The sequence below is a fragment of the Tatumella sp. UBA2305 genome, assembly GCF_002345795.1.
Taxonomy (GTDB): domain Bacteria; phylum Pseudomonadota; class Gammaproteobacteria; order Enterobacterales; family Enterobacteriaceae; genus Tatumella; species Tatumella morbirosei.
This window is the reverse complement of sequence record NZ_DDVT01000003.1, coordinates 14,244-29,379: the sequence shown is the minus strand read 5'-3', so window position 1 is coordinate 29,379 and position 15,136 is coordinate 14,244. Positions and strand designations below refer to the sequence as shown.

Here is a 15,136-nt window from a genome sequence, read left to right as displayed (position 1 = left end):
GAGCGGAAAGGACCGGCGCTCCCTCCACCGGCGCCCGGATTATAGTACAGCCGACTGAAAATGACTTAACAGATAGCGCTGCCGCCCCTGAGAATCAAAATTATGGGTTGCCAGCCAGGAGTTAAATGCCGGCGACAATCTTTGCCATTCACTGTCGATGATCGAATACCATGCTGTGTCCCTGCTACGACCTTTGTAAACCACAGCCTGGCGGAAAATACCCTCAAAACTGAATCCCAGACGTGAGGCTGCTTTACGGGAAGGGGCATTAAGATGATCGCATTTCCATTCATAACGCCGATAACCCAGCGTTTCAAAAACATGCTTCATCAGCAAACACTGAGCTTCAGTGGAAAGAGGGGTACGCTGCAGTCGCGGGGAGAACATCACATGTCCCACTTCCACCACGCCGTTGCCGGCATCCGCCCTCATCAGAGACAGAGAACCGATAGCTTTTCCTGTCTTGTTATCTGTTACCGCAAAATGCAGCGGATCCTGACTTCGGGCCGCATTGGCAATAAATTGCTGAAATGGTTCGAAAGAATCAAAAGGACCCGCAGCCAGGTAAGTCCACAGACTGTCGCTGTCATCCGAACAGTGGAAAGCCTGATATAACTCTTGTGTATGTCGGTCCGCATCCAGTGGCTGTAGTTGGCAATACTGGCCTGCTAAAGTCACCCGGGAAGGCAATGGCCTTGGCTGCCAGCCATCAATGATCTGTCCAATCGGTTGTCCGTACTGATTGATTCTGTCAGACATCAGTCATTACTCTGTCTCTGGTGGTTCGGATAGTCACTATACCATATCAGTAGCAGATGATTTGAGCAGAATAACAGAGAACATCTGCGAAAATACCGTGAGCTATCTGCTCATCACTCCTGAAGGGATGGTAAACTGACGCTTACAGAAGCCAAAACCGTCATACAGGATCTGAATCCGGGAAATAGTTAATGACTCTTGATGATATGCGCATATTTGTCACCATTGTAAACACCGGCAGCTTTACCAGTGCGGCGGAGCGTTTGATGTTGTCAAAACAGTTTGTCAGTCGCCGGGTGGCGGCACTTGAAACCGGACTGTCCGCTCAGTTACTGGTACGAAATACCCGACGGTTATCGGTCACTGATGTCGGACAGGTTTTTTTTCAGCATGCCAGCCGTATCCTGGATGAGGTCAGGCAGGCTGAAGAGGCTATTTCGTTGCGCCAGAGTCAGCTGGTGGGCAGCTTCAGGATTAGCCTGCCACATACCTACGGGCTGAAACATATTGCGCCGTTGCTTTCCCGCTTTCAGCATCAGAACCCGGCAGTCAACCTGAATATTGAGATTAATGACCGGTTTGTCGATTTAGTGGGGGAGGGATTTGATATGGCGCTCAGAATCGGTGTTCTCGCCGACTCCAGCCTGATCGCCCGCAAGCTGGCTGTTTTACCCATGGTTATCTGTGGTAGCCCGGAATATCTGCAACTGGCAGGACTCCCCGCTGAACCGAATGAATTAGCCAGCCATCGCTGTTTGTTGTACGGAAAAGAAGGTCTGCATGGCTGGAATTTACCGGTTCAGGGGAAAAACCAGTTGTTTCCGGTGAAGGGACCAGTATCCAGCAATAATGGTGAAGTCCTCAGGGAATCTGCAGAAGCCGGGCTGGGGCTGGCTCTGCTGCCCCGTTTTATTGTGGAAGAGGCGATACAGGCAGGGCGTCTCATGCCGGTACTGGCTGATTACACGCCACCGGGACTCACGCTAAACGCCATGTATCCTCAGCATCGCCAGCACAGCCCGGTGATTCGCGCTTTACTGTCATTTATTAGTGAACACATCTCTTCCGAGCCAGTACGTAAGGGCTGAACGCTGCATCACGACAGGCGATAGCCTGTCGAACCAGTCAGCCTGACTTCAGCCAAAATTTTGCTTATCATAGACAAAAAAACTGAATGATATTTCAGGACAGGCTTTGTATCTTATTTTCAGCCGAAAACCCTGATTATTTGGCGGTGTTTTTTTGCATATCACCCTGAAATTCATGTGATTTATATTATATTATTCACTCACATTTTTATGATTTCTCCCTGACTTATCTATGGTGAATACTGAATTTTTACGATAATTGTCAACCTGAGTGTGATAATAAGTAATGTTTAAGAGTATTGATGTTCAGTATGGTTGATGTAAGATATCTTCATTCCGCAGGCAGTCGGATCAGTCGTAAAGGCAGCTGCTTCCGGTTAAGTTACAGGTAAGGTTATGATGTCAGCGCGGTTGAATAAGGCAACGTAAACAATATAGGGCTAAGTTCAATGCAGCACTTTGGTGGGCTCGTTTTCGGGACACATCATTGATGGTAGCGAAAGTAGCCGGAGACTCTGAAACCGGCGACAAGTGATAACTTTGGGAATTTAAAAAATTTTGCTTATAAATACACTTTCCAAACCGGAAAGTCGGGGGATAAGCGCTTTAAAAGGTGAGGTGATAAAATGCAATATCTGTCATTAGAAAAATATCGTAATGGTCTGCTGCTGCTGACTCGTGTACTGTTAATGATTCTGTTTGTGTTATTTGGCTGGCAGAAGCTGACCGGATTTGAAGGGACCATCGGCTATATGGCCTCTGTTGGTGCTCCGTTACCCTCTGTGGCTGCAGTGATTGCGGTAGTGGTAGAACTGGGATTTGGTATTCTGATTATCCTCGGCTTTTATACCCGTCCGCTGGCGATTATTCTGGCCATTTATACCGTTGCGACTGGTTTGTTGGGTCACCAGTACTGGCATATGACAGGCATGGAACAGTACGGTGCGATGATTAACTTCTACAAAAATATCAGTATTGCGGGTGGCTTCCTGGCGCTGGCACTGGCCGGACCTGGTAAATATTCGATTGACCGTAAATAATTTCCAGTTCTGAGATTAAAACCGGGGTATCCCCGGTTTTTTTTACCTAAAATAACGGGAGAGAGATAATGCAGCCGACTAATTTGTTGCAGCTCGAAAAACGCTGGCGTCATTATCGTGAACCGGTGTTGCTGGCAGCCTCCGGAGGAGCGATTGATACTATCAGTTTTATTGCGCTGTTTGGTCTGTTCACCGCTCATGTGACCGGCAACCTGGTGGTGGCCGGCGCCTCTCTTGCTGGCAACAGTGACGGTATTCTGGCTAAATTAGTGGCCATCCCGGTATTTATGTTGGTGGTGGCAGTGACCACCCATATTATTCAGTCCAGAAAAACATTAAGTGCCGGTTTACTGGCCAGCTTATTTGGTGCTGAGATTCTGTTACTGGCATTATTTGCCCTGGCAGGGTTACTTTATCAGCCGTTTGCCGATGCCGGCGATATCCATGTGCTGATTGCAGGTATGTTAGGGGTGATGGCCATGGGGATACGAAACGCCACCAGTCGTCTGTTACTGGCTTCGACCAGCCCAAGCACCATGATGACGGGAAATGTAACTCAGTTGACCATTGATATAATGTCGTTGATTAAAAACCCTGGTCCGGAAAACCGTGCGAAACTGGTAAAATCATCGACATCGGTGGCTGGATTTACAATTGGGGCAGGGGCAGGAGCAGTGGCCTACATCGTGGCGGGCTTCTTTAGTACACTGTTGCCGATTCTGTTGATTGCGGTTGTCGCGGTGTGGGAAATCCGCTATATGCTCTCGCAGTCAGCGCCCGGTCCTGTCTGAAGAGTTCCCGCCGGACAACCGGCGGAAACCCTTAAAATTCACTCACCAGCCACATATCTGATTCATCGAACATCTCTTCGAGCAAACGGTTGAGTTTTTCACGATCACTTTTGCTGGCATCGCTATTCAGCCCATTGTTTTGCATGGGCTTTACCCTAACTTCCGCCTCCGGGAAAATATGGTGTACCCGGCGGGTCAGTTCTTCCAGGATGATCTCTCTGGCATTTTCCAGACCAGCGACATTGCGTTTATCGTACACTAATTCTACAAACATAATTGCTGCACTCATAACTGGATGTATAACCAGTAATTTAGCAGTTAGCCTGACAATATGCAGCAATTTTTTATGTGGCAGATAAAATTATTGCTGTTGATGCCTGCTGGCGAGCAAAGTCAGACAGTCCGTGTCAAAGAAGGGAGCTCAGAGTGCTATACCCAAAGGTACAGGGATATTCTATGCTGTAAAACACAGTATATAAAAACCGCGGGCTAATTCTTAGACCCATACGGCATCCTCTGTATTCGGCAAATTTCTCAGGTTGATACCGTAAGACCGGATGACTTTTCTGCCAGAAGATGATGGGGTGGACCTCAGCGATTTTTCCAGGGGCGAGTGACTTTAATCCTCTGTTAATCGCAGGCATAAAAAAGCAGCCATAACAGGCTGCTTTTTAAGGGATTATTTGGTCGGCACGAGATGGGTTGAATTTAGCTTGTAAGTGATTGAATTATAAGTTACTGATTGGGTTCAATGCTGAAACCTAGTCCCAAATCTAGTCCCATAGATAATTCTTACCCGTATTTTCCATCATTTTTATGCCTCGGTATATCCATGCCATCCAGTGAGTAAATTCCCTCATATTTTTTATTGGTTAGATCCCCACGGTCAGCCATCGAGTAACAACATCCCCGTAATATCCCCGTCAAACCTTGCAGTAATCTTATCGCCTCCACGGGGTAGGATAGTCAGTTGTCAGTTCACTACCTTTTTGCGTGGTGTGTCGGCGGGGTGGCGGTCGTTTTTATCAACGGAATCAGCCAACTCAATTTTGAGCCGGGTTTTAAATGTGCGCTAAACACACAATAAGAAAGCAAGGATTAGAACTGCGCTACCGTTACCCGAATTATGGGTATCGCCCTATAGCCTGTATGAGCCTCCGATTTCGGTGCTTCCTGCTCTGTGCGTTACTAACCGTAACTCTCAGAGAACGAGCTAAGGCAACATCCTGCCTTTGCCAATCTCATTGGCTATCAACTAACAGGGTAAGCAATATTTACTCAGTCCCTGCTTTGGATCACCAGCTAACAGGGTAACTATCGGTAACTCTGTTGTGAGACTCTGCGAGTGGTTGGCAAGCTACCGGAATCCCGGTATTACGGAAGTATCGTAAATCTAACTACGGAATTTTCGCAGTTATGCTCTAAGCCCGAATCAGGGCTTTGCTACCGTTACGGGAATCCCCGTATCAATACCCACAAATTAGTGGTTTTGCACTTTACGGATAAAACTGCCGCCTGATTTGTCGGTAGGTGGTGAAGCTACAGAAATAGCTTCGCTGTCTTACGCTGTCTTACAGTGCTAAAATGTCGTTCTGTCTCCCTCATGCTGGTGGTCATAATGAGCAAGTCCCTGTCTGTAACCTTCCGTATTCCTGCTGAACTGGTTGAATCGTTCTCCTCTGCTGTGAGTGAGTCCGGCGCTGACAAAACAGCATGGCTGATAGACGCTGTGCGGCAGAAGTTAGGCCAGCCAGAAAGTAATCCCGATCACCGGATTCTGTCACTGGTTGAGCGCATGGAAACGGCGGCCGCTGCGTTGATGGGTGGTAAACAGGGCATACCTCCGCGCCTCTACAATGAGACTGCGGTGATTCAGATAGTGGCCGCCACGATACAGGAAGGTTTCGATAACGGCCGCATTATCGCGGAACGGCTTAATGAGGCCGGTTATCAGACGAAAGCAGGTAAAGCATGGGATAAGGACATTTACAGCGCGTGGAAGCGTCAGAAGGGAACCGCTACGAAAATAGCGGCGGTCATTGGGTGAATGATTAGCGGGTTATTATGGTCAGACAGGGTATATTTTATGGTCTCTCTCGTACCATATGAGATAGAAATGGCCTCTTAGTTCAATTCCCCAAGCTCGTTTTTTATTGCCCAGTCGAAACCGAAATATAGTTTCAAATTCGTCTAGCTCTAAATCAAACCAGCGTTGAATAGCCTCGTCACACAAATCACCTATATTATGGTCATGATGCATAAGGTGACTTGTATCTGAGACCATGCGCTGTATTTCTGCCCAGTCTAACCCTTCGAGGTTGTTCAGATTGCTTGTTATAGGGTCTAACCATTCCTCGTCAGACCATTTCCTAGGCTCGGTTAAGTCATCACCACATCGCCAGCTCCAGCTCCCATCACAATCAGCGCTTCTAGCGCACCATGTCATTTTTAAGCCATATCTTGAACCGCTATGGTTTGATATGGGTTGTTTTGGGACTTCGAGGGATCCAAGAGTTGAGCCAATTATGGGGGTTTTGCCTGTATCAGGTAGAAATTCTATTTTTGGCGTGTTGGATACATATAGTTCTTGGTGGGAAGCTGCAAGCCGTACTGATTTTAATTTTTTCTTATCAGCTTTGGCCTGCTTTCTTTCTTCACGCGTGAGTTTTTGATTCATTTACAGCGATGAATAGTATTCAGCCATGGATGCTTTGCTGATTATGTCTGAGCACGAACTCATTGGCTCCAAATCACCTCTAGCCTCAAGCCAAGGTGCCTCTTTGTGCGTTAGATTACTGAGCCACTGAGCGGTTTTATCACCATAAAATTCCAGGACTTTATCTATGGTTTCTTTGTGAGCATCACTCAAAGCGGATGTATCACCATCACGGAACAGTGAACTATTTACTTTGAACATCCCCCGGTGTTTGGCGTATAAGCACTTGTTCACCGGACCATTTGCCCACGCTTCAAATTCTTCTGGAAAAATTTCGTCCTCGTCCCACACCAGCGCCCAAGCCTGACTGTAATAAGCCAGCTTTTGTAATTTCATTGATGTGATTTCGCCAGTTTTTTCAAGGATATACTTGGCGGCGTCGATTACGCTAGCCATAGCTAACTCCCACTTTTCAGAGTAATATTTATCTATTAGATAATTAGTCTACACGTGGTTGCTAGCTTCCAGCAATGACTATAATAGTTATAAATATTAATGTTTCGTTAAGTTTTGCTTAAAATTTAGCCTCGGGATTTTATCTTGGCGGGCGTGGCTTCTTCCACTGATAGGGCTGCGCTTCCATCGTTCGGCGGTATCGCTCCTTTGCTGCCAGGGCGTTTCTAATCTCGTTCCTGACCGTGTACAGCGTGTGCCTGTCCAGCTTCTCTCCCTGTATACGGGCCATCTGTAGTAAGGTCATTTCCAGTGCCTCACTGTCTAGCATGTCATCCCTCCGGTTATCATACCTACTGCGTACCTGGCTGCTAACACCAAATCTTTGCATGATGTCAGGTTTTATTAACCATTCATGGGGTAAGGCGCTTCCGCTCTTCCTGCCATCGGCGATAACCTGCCAACTGCCGGGCTTTACCTTCCTCTGTCTTTGCGCCGCTACTGGCTCCCCCGTGGTATTTGCATCTACCGTTTCGGTAAATATCTTTCCGTTTACAGGGTGTCCCCGCTCTGGTCTTTGCTTCACATCGTAAATCGGTCAGGTCATCGGGCATTGGGTCGTGCGTTGGCTTGTCGTGGTGTCTGTAGCCATTAGCAGCCCATCGCTTAAAGCTTTCATCACTGCGTTGATAATACTGCTGTAGCCTTTTAACCTTCCCGGCTCTGCTTTCCATCTGTTCGGCCTCAGTGGTAACTAATCGTGGTAATTAATTGTGGTTACTGGTTACTATCCCGCGCCAGCTTCTCAGCGATTGCCTGCCTGACGAATTCTGCGCGGTTCCTGCGGCACGGGTGGGATATATCGCCGTAACGGTGAGCGCCTATCAGGTCATCAACCTGTGCCACCAGCTTACTCTCAACTGTCACGATTAAACGTGTAGTTTCTACACCATTAAAATACCGGTTCGTGTTCTTTTTCTCGCTGGCTGGCATGGTTGCCCCTTTTATGGACTCAATAAAACATCAAAGGCAGGATTCTGCCTATGACCGGAATGGATAACCTGTTGATTTTGTTCCAAAGCATTTTTTAGTGCTCTGCTGCCTCGCGCCCGTACTGGTGCCTTAATCATCAAAGGCAGTTACTGCTAACGTGCCGCTAAATCATCAGATACCGTATCAAGTGCGTTTCTCAGTGCCTGACTGTGTGGGAATGTATACCCGGTGCGCCGGTGTTGTCTGGCTTCGATAGCCGCCGCCGTTCCGTCCGGTCTGTCTCCGGCGATTTCATCCATCAGGGCAGATATAACGGCAACGTCTGTCCGTGAGTCATCATTATGCTGGTGGGCTAACTGTGCCCGTAACCGTGATAGTGCGGATTTGGTTATCACTGGTCTTTCTCCCATTTCACACGGCGCGGATCACCTACAGGATATTCTTCCTGCCAGGCTTCGCCACCATTCTTCCCGAACGGTATATATGACCTGCTGGCGACGATAATTTCTCCCTCAGGTCCTGTATCTATGCCCACCAGCACAAGCCCGCTGATCCTCTCTTCCGGTGAAAGGTTACTTAACTTCGATTTCAGGTCATCCAGCGTTTTACGCATTGTCATTCATCATCTCCTGAACCTGCTGCTGTAGCTCTGCCAGCTCGCGGCGCATCTGGTCAATTTCGGCGACACGGGCGACACTGGCGGCTGCGTTAATGATTTGAGTACCAATATCAGGGGTAACTTCGCCTTTACTGATTGCGGCAAGTACAGACACGCTGAAGCGGGTTAAATCCGTGGTGTCTGCCATAAACTCGACTGTTGGAAGTGTAGCTTTGCTCACCGGGTCGCAACGGTCTGCCCATATCTTCAGGCAGGCTGTATCACCGGCTTTAATGCCTTCAGTAATCGAATCCATCGCCTCCGGCGTAAGCTCCATCAGTTGCCGCCGTATCTCCGCGCCTTTGCCTGGCCTCCCGTTCGGGTTTCCTGATTTCCCTTTCTGCCAACGGGTCGGGTGCTTTCCCTGTTCTTTCCTGCTATCAGGAGTCATGAATATTCCTTAATAAATCGTGGTAGCTATTATTCCATCAGGTAAAAGATATTCGCCTTATCACATCTTTCTCGGCTCAACGTTCTCGGCGGGTTCTCTTTGGTAAGTAGTTCTAGTGTTGATTGTCCGGCGGTCGTGAATAGCTTATACATCCGGTCGGTTACTGTGATTGAGTCGGGTAGTAGCGTAATGATTGAGTTATCGTAATCACGAGATACACCTGTGAACTGTAGGCCTGTTACCTTCATCCGGTCGCCATTTATATTTGACTGATAGCGGTCAAGGTGAACACTAAAACCTCCGCACTGAAAAGCATTAGCTGATAGTGAGTACAAGCCAATAAGTACGGCAAAAATACTTTTCATGCCTCCAGCTCCTTTAAAATGTTAAATCCCCGGCTCATGGAAGGGAACATGCAAAAAAGCATTCGGATTGAAGCGGGTGACAGATAATCACTATGTTCAGTCATTTTAGCCAGGGCGATAACCTCCCACCAATAACGCTTTATCAGTGCTAAGGAAATCGTATGCGCTCTGCCGTACATAGCGATCCTCTCATCCTCAGTGGCTCCTGATAGCCGATACTTATCGAGATATTCCCGGATGTCTGAATAGTCACCTTTCCCAGTCTTTTTCAGTAATTCATCTGCGGATTCACCTGTGTAAATATGCTCTGCCATAACCCCTGCGAAAAGAATTATCAGGCGGATAAGTATTTCGTCCTGACCATGAACAACACTATGAAAGCAGGCAGCCCGGCAACCTTCAGCGATGTTACCATTTGCTCCCTTTGCAACCCCGAATTCATCAGCCAAAACAATCTCAACATCATTAGCACCATTCAGCCATGCTGCAATAGCGTGACCCGCCTCATGAACGGCCATACGCCGATCCCATAACGGTTCCCTGCTGTTACGAATAATACGTCCCTCATTCATCGCTTAACCCTGCCAGTGCTATATCCATCAACTGGCGGGCAATGACGTGGATTGTAGGGGCGATGTTCAACGGGGACTTGCTCCGCTCCTGCTCCTGTATGGCTTGCAGTGCGGCGATTTGTTCGCGGCTAAGAAGTACCGGTTTTAGTGTCGCTGTGTTCATGGTTATTTGTCCATATTGGTTATATATACAGTTATTATAATCCCAATATGTGCAATGATTAACCTGCTTATGCCGATTTTTGAAACAATCTTATGATCGGTTAGATCAAACATTCTTATCGTCAGACACAAAAAAGCCGGTGTTACCCGGCGTTTGTTTGTTATGGTCTGTCGCCTTTCAGTCTGAACGCGCTACCATTCGGCCTGCTTAGTCCCATTCTGTCCTGTGTGGCGGTGGCTGCGCGGGTCACATCAGAGAAATTATCTACCGTTACCTTGGGCGGATTGACGTTCTCCGTTAGCTCGGCGCGATGTTTGATTATCCATTCCCGCTGTGCGTCCTGTTTGCAGTCGTCCAGTACAATGAGCCATCGTGACAATGCTCGGCGGTAGAGTCCGGACTGCTCCAGTTTTTCCGCCTTATCATCCCTTACCATTGTAAACCGCCTTAATAGCTTCCACTTTATCCTGCGCCACAGCCTGTTGCTCCGGTGTGACTTCTCCACATGGCACCCCGTTCATGTCGTACCGATGCCCACCAGCCGCCAGTGCTTTCTGATAACGGTAATTTGTCGTGTAACGTGCCAGTGCTGATTTAATCTGACCAATACCGAACGTTTCCCCGCGCTCTGTCAGGCTGGACACCATATCTGCCAGTATTCCAACTTTAAACGGCTTCGGATCATCTTTGCTCAGAAGGTCAGGGAAAAGGTCTATCAGCCTGAGCATCAGATTATGTTTGTGACGTGCGTTCTTCCTGGCTCTCTTGCTGCTCTTTTTGCTCGCCTGTATGGGCGTCTGCGGGGCTTTCTCTGCCTCTGCTGGCTTCGGTGCTGCCTTCCGGTTGAGGCTTAATGTCGTGCGCTTCTGCTCGTTCATAATTAAAACCCCGGTTAATCGTCAAAATGTGGCTGCTGGTAAATATCCCATCCGGGCGCGGCGTTCTGTGGCTGGCCTGACTGTTGCGGGCTGCTGGTGGTCTTTCTGCCGCCTGGCCTGACTGTTTTCGCACTAACGATACTGTCAGCGATAACCTGCGGCTGTTCTTTCTGTACGCCATCCTGACCTGACCACTGGTTAAGCTGCATATTCCCGGCAACGCTTATCATATCGCCCTTCTGGTGCTTTGCCAGAATGTCAGCCTGAGTACCGAAAGCGACTACACCCAGCCAGTAGGTCGCCTCATTGTTCTGTGCCGTGTGGCAGGGAAGTGCCACCGCCAGCCGTGCCATTGCCATACTTTTACCGTTTGCTGTGGTGCGGGTCTGTGGATCTGCTACTAATCGCCCGTAGGATGAAATCTGTGCGGTCATAATTATTCCCCTTTGTATTCGCTGTACCCAAGTTTGATTTTTAACCCGGAACGTAAAGGCCATTGATAAGCCATAGCACCGGTAGAGTGATTGCCGTCATCGCGCTGGGCTTGGGCTGCCGTCCAGTGGGCGGCATATTCAGTAAATTCTATCTGTGACGCCTGCCTCATCCAGTGGGTCAGCATCCTTAGCGTCATTTGCAGGCTTTGGATGTCGCCTTGTAAGGCGCATCGGTCTGTAAAGGATTTCAGTGATTCGCGTTCCTGATAGGTCATTTTCTGGCTTGATTCTGTGCTCATTGTCAGCCCTTACTTGAAATTTACCCCCGTGGGGAAAAGTTTTGGTGCCTCAAACTGTTCACCTGTTCACCAAACCCCCGTAAGCCTTGCTGTGCCTGGGTTTGAAGGGTGAATAGTAGTGTTCACCAACTGTTCACAAGTGTTCACCCATCCAGCGAAATAAACTTAAAAAGGTGAACAGTGGTGAACACTTGGTGAATAGTTAAAGAGTAAGTGTTCACCCTGTTTTCATGTTTTAAATCATTTAGTTACCCTAAAAAGGTGAACAGGTGAACACTTACCCCCCGGAAAAGTTTCCTACGGGTAGTCTGAATCGTCTTTGGTTCGTGGTACGGCAGGCAGCCAATCATCCGCGCTTTCGGCTAATTCCATGTTGTACCGGATGCCAGCTTTCGTCTTTGCCTTTTTGTATTCTGCCCCGTACTCCTTCATCACCTTCGGGAAATCCGAACCGAAACGGGTTAGCGTTAAGGGGCGTTCGAACCCGTGCGCGTCCATATAGGCAAGATAAGCGTGGAACAGGTAAACCCTCGGCGCTCTCGGTGAAATGTTCAGGTTTCCCATAAACATCCCGACAGCCTCGCCCAGCGCGATGATATGCCCGCAAAATCCATAAAGCGGGTCAGTGTGGCACTTCACGCTCATTGCCTCCTGTGACTCTCTCTGCTCGATAAGGAGCCTTTTGGCTTTGTCCTGGTCGGCAAATGTTGTTAGCAGGTGGCGGATCACAACAGGGATTTCCCGGCGAATTTTTGCCGCCAGTTCCGGGTCTTTATCAGCATCCGACACTGGAATGTTAAACGGAAATATTACCCGCCGTCTGGCAATGCCTCCGTTACGCTCGGTAAAGGTCATCGGCTCGTTATTGGTTGCCAGCACAACGGCGTTAATCACGGCTGAGAATTGCTTCTCATACTTACCGTCGATCTCCACGGCATCCCCGCCGGTAATGGCCTTAATGCCGGAACCCTCCCCGACATACCTTGTCTGGTCTGGCATCAGGATCAGGCTTTTTCCTATCAGTTGCGCCCGTCCCCGTGCGGTGTCCAGTGTCACCATACTTCCGCTGGCAGTGTTGTGTTCGCCTGCCAGTGTGGTAGCAATGCCACTGAAAACAGATTTTCCGCTGCCTCCTTCTCCGGTAATCTCGATAAATAGCTGCCAGTCACTGCGGTTCGCTAACACCATGAACAGGGCAGCTTTAATCCGTTCTGCCTTTTGTCGGTCTCCGGCTGTGGCGTGATTCAGCCACTTCGTGAAGTTGGGCGCATGAGTGCTGATAGTCTCTGCGGCGGCTGGTTCGGTGTAGGTGATCCCGTTGTGGTTCATCAGCCAGTTATCCGGGTTGTGCGGGCTAAACGTCTGTGTCACCAGGTCGTACACGCCATTTTCAAAACCTATCAGATTGTCTCGCGGCTCACCGATAGCGGTTAACTGTAGCTTCATCGTTCCCACAACGGACTTTATGCCTTTCTCTGTGTAGTCGGCTTCATGGTCTTCAAAAATCTGAACCATTGCCCGTTCAATTTCACTGTCAGAGACCTTAATCCAGGCGCCGCGCTCGTAGCTGTATACCGTCTGGCTTTCAGGGTTTACAGCCAGATTGTCCCACTGCGCGGACAATAAGCGGGCTTTTTGATTAGCAGGCATTCGGGCAATATCACCACCTGTTTTGCGACTGGCCTCTTTGCCGCCGTCAATCACCTGTAGCTTCGCGGTCATGTTTTCCCCCTGTGGCTGGTACAATCCATCGTTAAATGCTGCTGTAGCCGTTTCCAGTCCGTACTGTTGCCGGTAGTCGTCCCAGTCTGCTTTATGGTCGCCAGGCGGTAGTGTCACCCAGCCAGACACAGCCTGTGCCGTTCCTGTCGCTGCCAGTTTTCCCGTGTTTGGTTCGTCATCGTGATAGTCGTTATCTGCGGCAATGATGATTTCCGCCTGCGGATATTTCCCGCGCATCACCTCAGCCACAGGCAACAGATTGCCTGCGTCAATGGTTGCCACTGTTAAGGCATCAGGGCGCATCAGGTTAACGCTTAACGCTGTGGCGTAACCTTCGGCAAGGATGACGGCCTGCGGCTGCTGTGGTGCGTTTACGGCGTGATATGCGCCTTGCTTCGCTGAACCGTACAGGTGCTTTTTACTGCCTGTCTTTGAGATAGTCTGTGCTGCAACAATAGTTGCATCGGTATCTGTCAGGGGGAGAAGGATTGATCCATCGGGCAGACACTGAGTAATCACGCCATTCAGCCCCTTCGCAATCAGGTATTCAGACTCGCCCTCAGACGTTAATCCGGATAACCTCTGATACTCAGCACTGAAAGCCGTCCGGCGCTCTGCCTCAGATTCTGCCTGCTGCTGCCGGTATTTATGTTCCCGCTGTTGCCGTTGCTGTGCCAGTTGCTCACGCCTCTGGCTGGCTGATTTCTGGTCTGGTTCGGCTGTCCGGTAATCAATACCCAGCACATCAGCCACCAGCTTTGCGGCCTCTGTGGTGTCGCACTGATTAACTCTGCGGATCAGGTCGAGGCCATCACCTGCGCCACACTGATTGCAGATAAAGCTACCGCGCCCGTTGTCATCGAACCGGAACCGGTCTTTGCCGCCACATGCCGGGCAGGGTGAATGTTGACGGGGTGATTGAGGAACACTGACAGCCAGGCCAGCCATAACATAAGGCCAGTTACCCGCCGCTGCGGTGGTCACTTCGCGGATAAGGTCGATATTACGCATGTCTGCCCCCTGCGACTGTTGAACCCATATCACTAACCATGCTTTCCCATATCCCGCGCCCGACGTCTGTCAGGCACTTACCGTTAATGCATCGGGTCAGTAGGGCAATGCCGATATTTTCCCACTGTGCCGCCGGATAGCTTTCTTTCAGGGCTTCCAGCGCATAACCGTCTATCATGTCGCGCATCCCTTTGATGCCCCCAATCAGCTCTACACGGACAGTCTCACCGTTTGCTTCAATCGTGAAGTGCTCGCCATTGCTGGTGGTGGTCACATGGTCATACAGTGCCGCTGCGTATTGGTTAGCCAGCGCATTGAGCCGGAAATTCTGAGTAATCATGATTTAAGTCCCTTTAATTGAGGAAATTCCAGCCCTGCCATTTCTTCATCGGCTTTGTCCATTACTTCCGGGACGCCGTGTAAAAGGGTCAGAATGGCGGCGACTTTGTTTGCTTCTTCTGCGTCGCGGGTAAATTCCAGCCACATGGACAGGACAGACTGCGCCTGCTCAACCTGACGGGCAGCGTCTATCAGTTGGATAGTCATTGCCCGCGCTCCTTATCTACCCGTTCCTCTATCAACCATGAGGACACATTGCCGGTTAAGCGGCGTAGCAGGGTAAGTATTGCCTGTGCCTCGCTTTCACATAGCGGTGTATCAATACGCTCCCACATTAAAAGGATTGTTTCGGCCTGCTCCGCCATTTCTGCGACTTGTTCTAGGGTATGATCCAGGCTCATTGTCCGCGCTCCTTCTCTGCTAGTTCTTCGATAAGCCAGGCTGCGATATTGCCGGATAAGCGCCTTACCAGTGTCGCCATTGCTGATACCTCGCTTTCTGCCATGCGGCGCGGGTAGTCCTCC

24 protein-coding genes are annotated in these 15,136 nt (G+C 49.4%); 4 read left to right on the top strand and 20 right to left on the bottom strand.

The window, feature by feature from the left end; all coding sequences use genetic code 11:
* Positions 1–39 precede the first annotated feature (39 nt).
* Entirely contained in the window at positions 40–759 is a 720-nt protein-coding gene (locus B3Z23_RS01450) for a GNAT family N-acetyltransferase (protein WP_294900589.1), read from the bottom strand.
* A 191-nt stretch (positions 760–950) separates the two neighbouring features.
* On the opposite strand from B3Z23_RS01450, the gene B3Z23_RS01445 reads away from it, so the two are divergent.
* The 3 genes from B3Z23_RS01445 to B3Z23_RS01435 all read left to right on the top strand — a co-directional run bounded on the left by B3Z23_RS01445 (position 951) and on the right by B3Z23_RS01435 (position 3,678).
* Positions 951–1,847: a LysR family transcriptional regulator gene (locus B3Z23_RS01445; RefSeq protein ID WP_294900585.1), complete on the top strand. Its 897-nt coding sequence runs from the start codon at positions 951–953 to the stop codon at positions 1,845–1,847.
* Between the two features lie 626 nt (positions 1,848–2,473).
* Positions 2,474–2,887 (top strand): DoxX family protein, encoded by a 414-nt coding sequence (locus tag B3Z23_RS01440; RefSeq protein ID WP_294900582.1) that lies wholly within the window; start codon positions 2,474–2,476, stop codon positions 2,885–2,887.
* Between the two features lie 68 nt (positions 2,888–2,955).
* The gene (locus B3Z23_RS01435) at positions 2,956–3,678 is read left to right on the top strand and encodes a YoaK family protein (protein WP_294900579.1); all 723 of its coding nucleotides are present in this window, start codon (positions 2,956–2,958) and stop codon (positions 3,676–3,678) included.
* Positions 3,679–3,709: 31 nt separating this feature from the next.
* On the opposite strand, the gene B3Z23_RS01430 is transcribed toward B3Z23_RS01435, so the two are convergent.
* Complete coding sequence (locus B3Z23_RS01430) at positions 3,710–3,952, bottom strand: DinI family protein (RefSeq protein WP_038022674.1); 243 nt, start codon at positions 3,950–3,952, stop codon at positions 3,710–3,712.
* 1,344 nt (positions 3,953–5,296) lie between these two features.
* Between B3Z23_RS01430 and B3Z23_RS01425 the strand changes: the two genes are divergently transcribed.
* A complete protein-coding gene (locus B3Z23_RS01425) occupies positions 5,297–5,725 on the top strand; it encodes a hypothetical protein (RefSeq protein ID WP_294900575.1) in 429 nt (142 codons plus the stop codon).
* A gap of 21 nt (positions 5,726–5,746) precedes the next feature.
* Here the strand turns inward: B3Z23_RS01425 and B3Z23_RS01420 are convergent, their stop codons facing one another.
* The 18 genes from B3Z23_RS01420 to B3Z23_RS01335 form a co-directional block, all read right to left on the bottom strand.
* Positions 5,747–6,355, bottom strand: coding sequence for a hypothetical protein (locus B3Z23_RS01420; protein WP_294900572.1), 609 nt, complete (start codon positions 6,353–6,355; stop codon positions 5,747–5,749).
* Positions 6,356–6,790 carry a Panacea domain-containing protein gene (locus tag B3Z23_RS01415; protein WP_294900569.1) on the bottom strand — a complete coding sequence of 145 codons (435 nt, stop codon included), beginning with the start codon at positions 6,788–6,790 and terminating at the stop codon, positions 6,356–6,358.
* Positions 6,791–7,200: 410 nt separating this feature from the next.
* Positions 7,201–7,401 carry an HGGxSTG domain-containing protein gene (locus B3Z23_RS01410; protein ID WP_294901065.1) on the bottom strand — a complete coding sequence of 67 codons (201 nt, stop codon included), beginning with the start codon at positions 7,399–7,401 and terminating at the stop codon, positions 7,201–7,203.
* A gap of 163 nt (positions 7,402–7,564) precedes the next feature.
* The gene (locus B3Z23_RS01405) at positions 7,565–7,780 is read right to left on the bottom strand and encodes a ribbon-helix-helix domain-containing protein (protein ID WP_294900566.1); all 216 of its coding nucleotides are present in this window, start codon (positions 7,778–7,780) and stop codon (positions 7,565–7,567) included.
* Between the two features lie 152 nt (positions 7,781–7,932).
* Positions 7,933–8,175 carry a hypothetical protein gene (locus tag B3Z23_RS01400; protein ID WP_294900563.1) on the bottom strand — a complete coding sequence of 81 codons (243 nt, stop codon included), beginning with the start codon at positions 8,173–8,175 and terminating at the stop codon, positions 7,933–7,935.
* Positions 8,172–8,399 (bottom strand): hypothetical protein, encoded by a 228-nt coding sequence (locus B3Z23_RS01395; RefSeq protein WP_294900560.1) that lies wholly within the window; start codon positions 8,397–8,399, stop codon positions 8,172–8,174. The genes B3Z23_RS01400 and B3Z23_RS01395 overlap by 4 nt, the downstream gene beginning before the upstream one ends.
* The gene (locus B3Z23_RS01390; protein ID WP_294900557.1) at positions 8,386–8,829 is read right to left on the bottom strand and encodes a hypothetical protein; all 444 of its coding nucleotides are present in this window, start codon (positions 8,827–8,829) and stop codon (positions 8,386–8,388) included. The genes B3Z23_RS01395 and B3Z23_RS01390 overlap by 14 nt, the downstream gene beginning before the upstream one ends.
* Before the next feature lie 29 nt (positions 8,830–8,858).
* Complete coding sequence (locus B3Z23_RS01385; RefSeq protein ID WP_294900554.1) at positions 8,859–9,194, bottom strand: hypothetical protein; 336 nt, start codon at positions 9,192–9,194, stop codon at positions 8,859–8,861.
* Entirely contained in the window at positions 9,191–9,766 is a 576-nt protein-coding gene (locus B3Z23_RS01380; protein ID WP_294900551.1) for a hypothetical protein, read from the bottom strand. The genes B3Z23_RS01385 and B3Z23_RS01380 overlap by 4 nt, the downstream gene beginning before the upstream one ends.
* The gene (locus B3Z23_RS01375) at positions 9,759–9,929 is read right to left on the bottom strand and encodes a hypothetical protein (RefSeq protein WP_294900549.1); all 171 of its coding nucleotides are present in this window, start codon (positions 9,927–9,929) and stop codon (positions 9,759–9,761) included. The genes B3Z23_RS01380 and B3Z23_RS01375 overlap by 8 nt, the downstream gene beginning before the upstream one ends.
* Positions 9,930–10,089: 160 nt before the next feature.
* Positions 10,090–10,365, bottom strand: coding sequence for a PerC family transcriptional regulator (locus B3Z23_RS01370; protein ID WP_294900547.1), 276 nt, complete (start codon positions 10,363–10,365; stop codon positions 10,090–10,092).
* Positions 10,352–10,807, bottom strand: coding sequence for a ProQ/FinO family protein (locus B3Z23_RS01365; protein ID WP_294900544.1), 456 nt, complete (start codon positions 10,805–10,807; stop codon positions 10,352–10,354). The genes B3Z23_RS01370 and B3Z23_RS01365 overlap by 14 nt, the downstream gene beginning before the upstream one ends.
* A gap of 14 nt (positions 10,808–10,821) precedes the next feature.
* Positions 10,822–11,241, bottom strand: coding sequence for a single-stranded DNA-binding protein (locus B3Z23_RS01360; protein ID WP_294900541.1), 420 nt, complete (start codon positions 11,239–11,241; stop codon positions 10,822–10,824).
* 2 nt (positions 11,242–11,243) lie between these two features.
* Positions 11,244–11,540, bottom strand: a complete 297-nt coding sequence (locus B3Z23_RS01355) for a hypothetical protein (RefSeq protein WP_294900538.1) — start codon at positions 11,538–11,540, stop codon at positions 11,244–11,246.
* 297 nt (positions 11,541–11,837) lie between these two features.
* A complete protein-coding gene (locus tag B3Z23_RS01350; protein ID WP_294900535.1) occupies positions 11,838–14,273 on the bottom strand; it encodes a phage/plasmid primase, P4 family in 2,436 nt (811 codons plus the stop codon).
* The gene (locus B3Z23_RS01345; RefSeq protein WP_294900531.1) at positions 14,266–14,613 is read right to left on the bottom strand and encodes a hypothetical protein; all 348 of its coding nucleotides are present in this window, start codon (positions 14,611–14,613) and stop codon (positions 14,266–14,268) included. Before B3Z23_RS01345 ends, B3Z23_RS01350 begins: the two co-directional genes overlap by 8 nt.
* A complete protein-coding gene (locus B3Z23_RS01340; RefSeq protein ID WP_294900528.1) occupies positions 14,610–14,819 on the bottom strand; it encodes a hypothetical protein in 210 nt (69 codons plus the stop codon). The genes B3Z23_RS01345 and B3Z23_RS01340 overlap by 4 nt, the downstream gene beginning before the upstream one ends.
* Positions 14,816–15,013 carry a hypothetical protein gene (locus B3Z23_RS01335; RefSeq protein WP_294900525.1) on the bottom strand — a complete coding sequence of 66 codons (198 nt, stop codon included), beginning with the start codon at positions 15,011–15,013 and terminating at the stop codon, positions 14,816–14,818. The genes B3Z23_RS01340 and B3Z23_RS01335 overlap by 4 nt, the downstream gene beginning before the upstream one ends.
* Between the last annotated feature and the right edge of the window lie 123 nt (positions 15,014–15,136).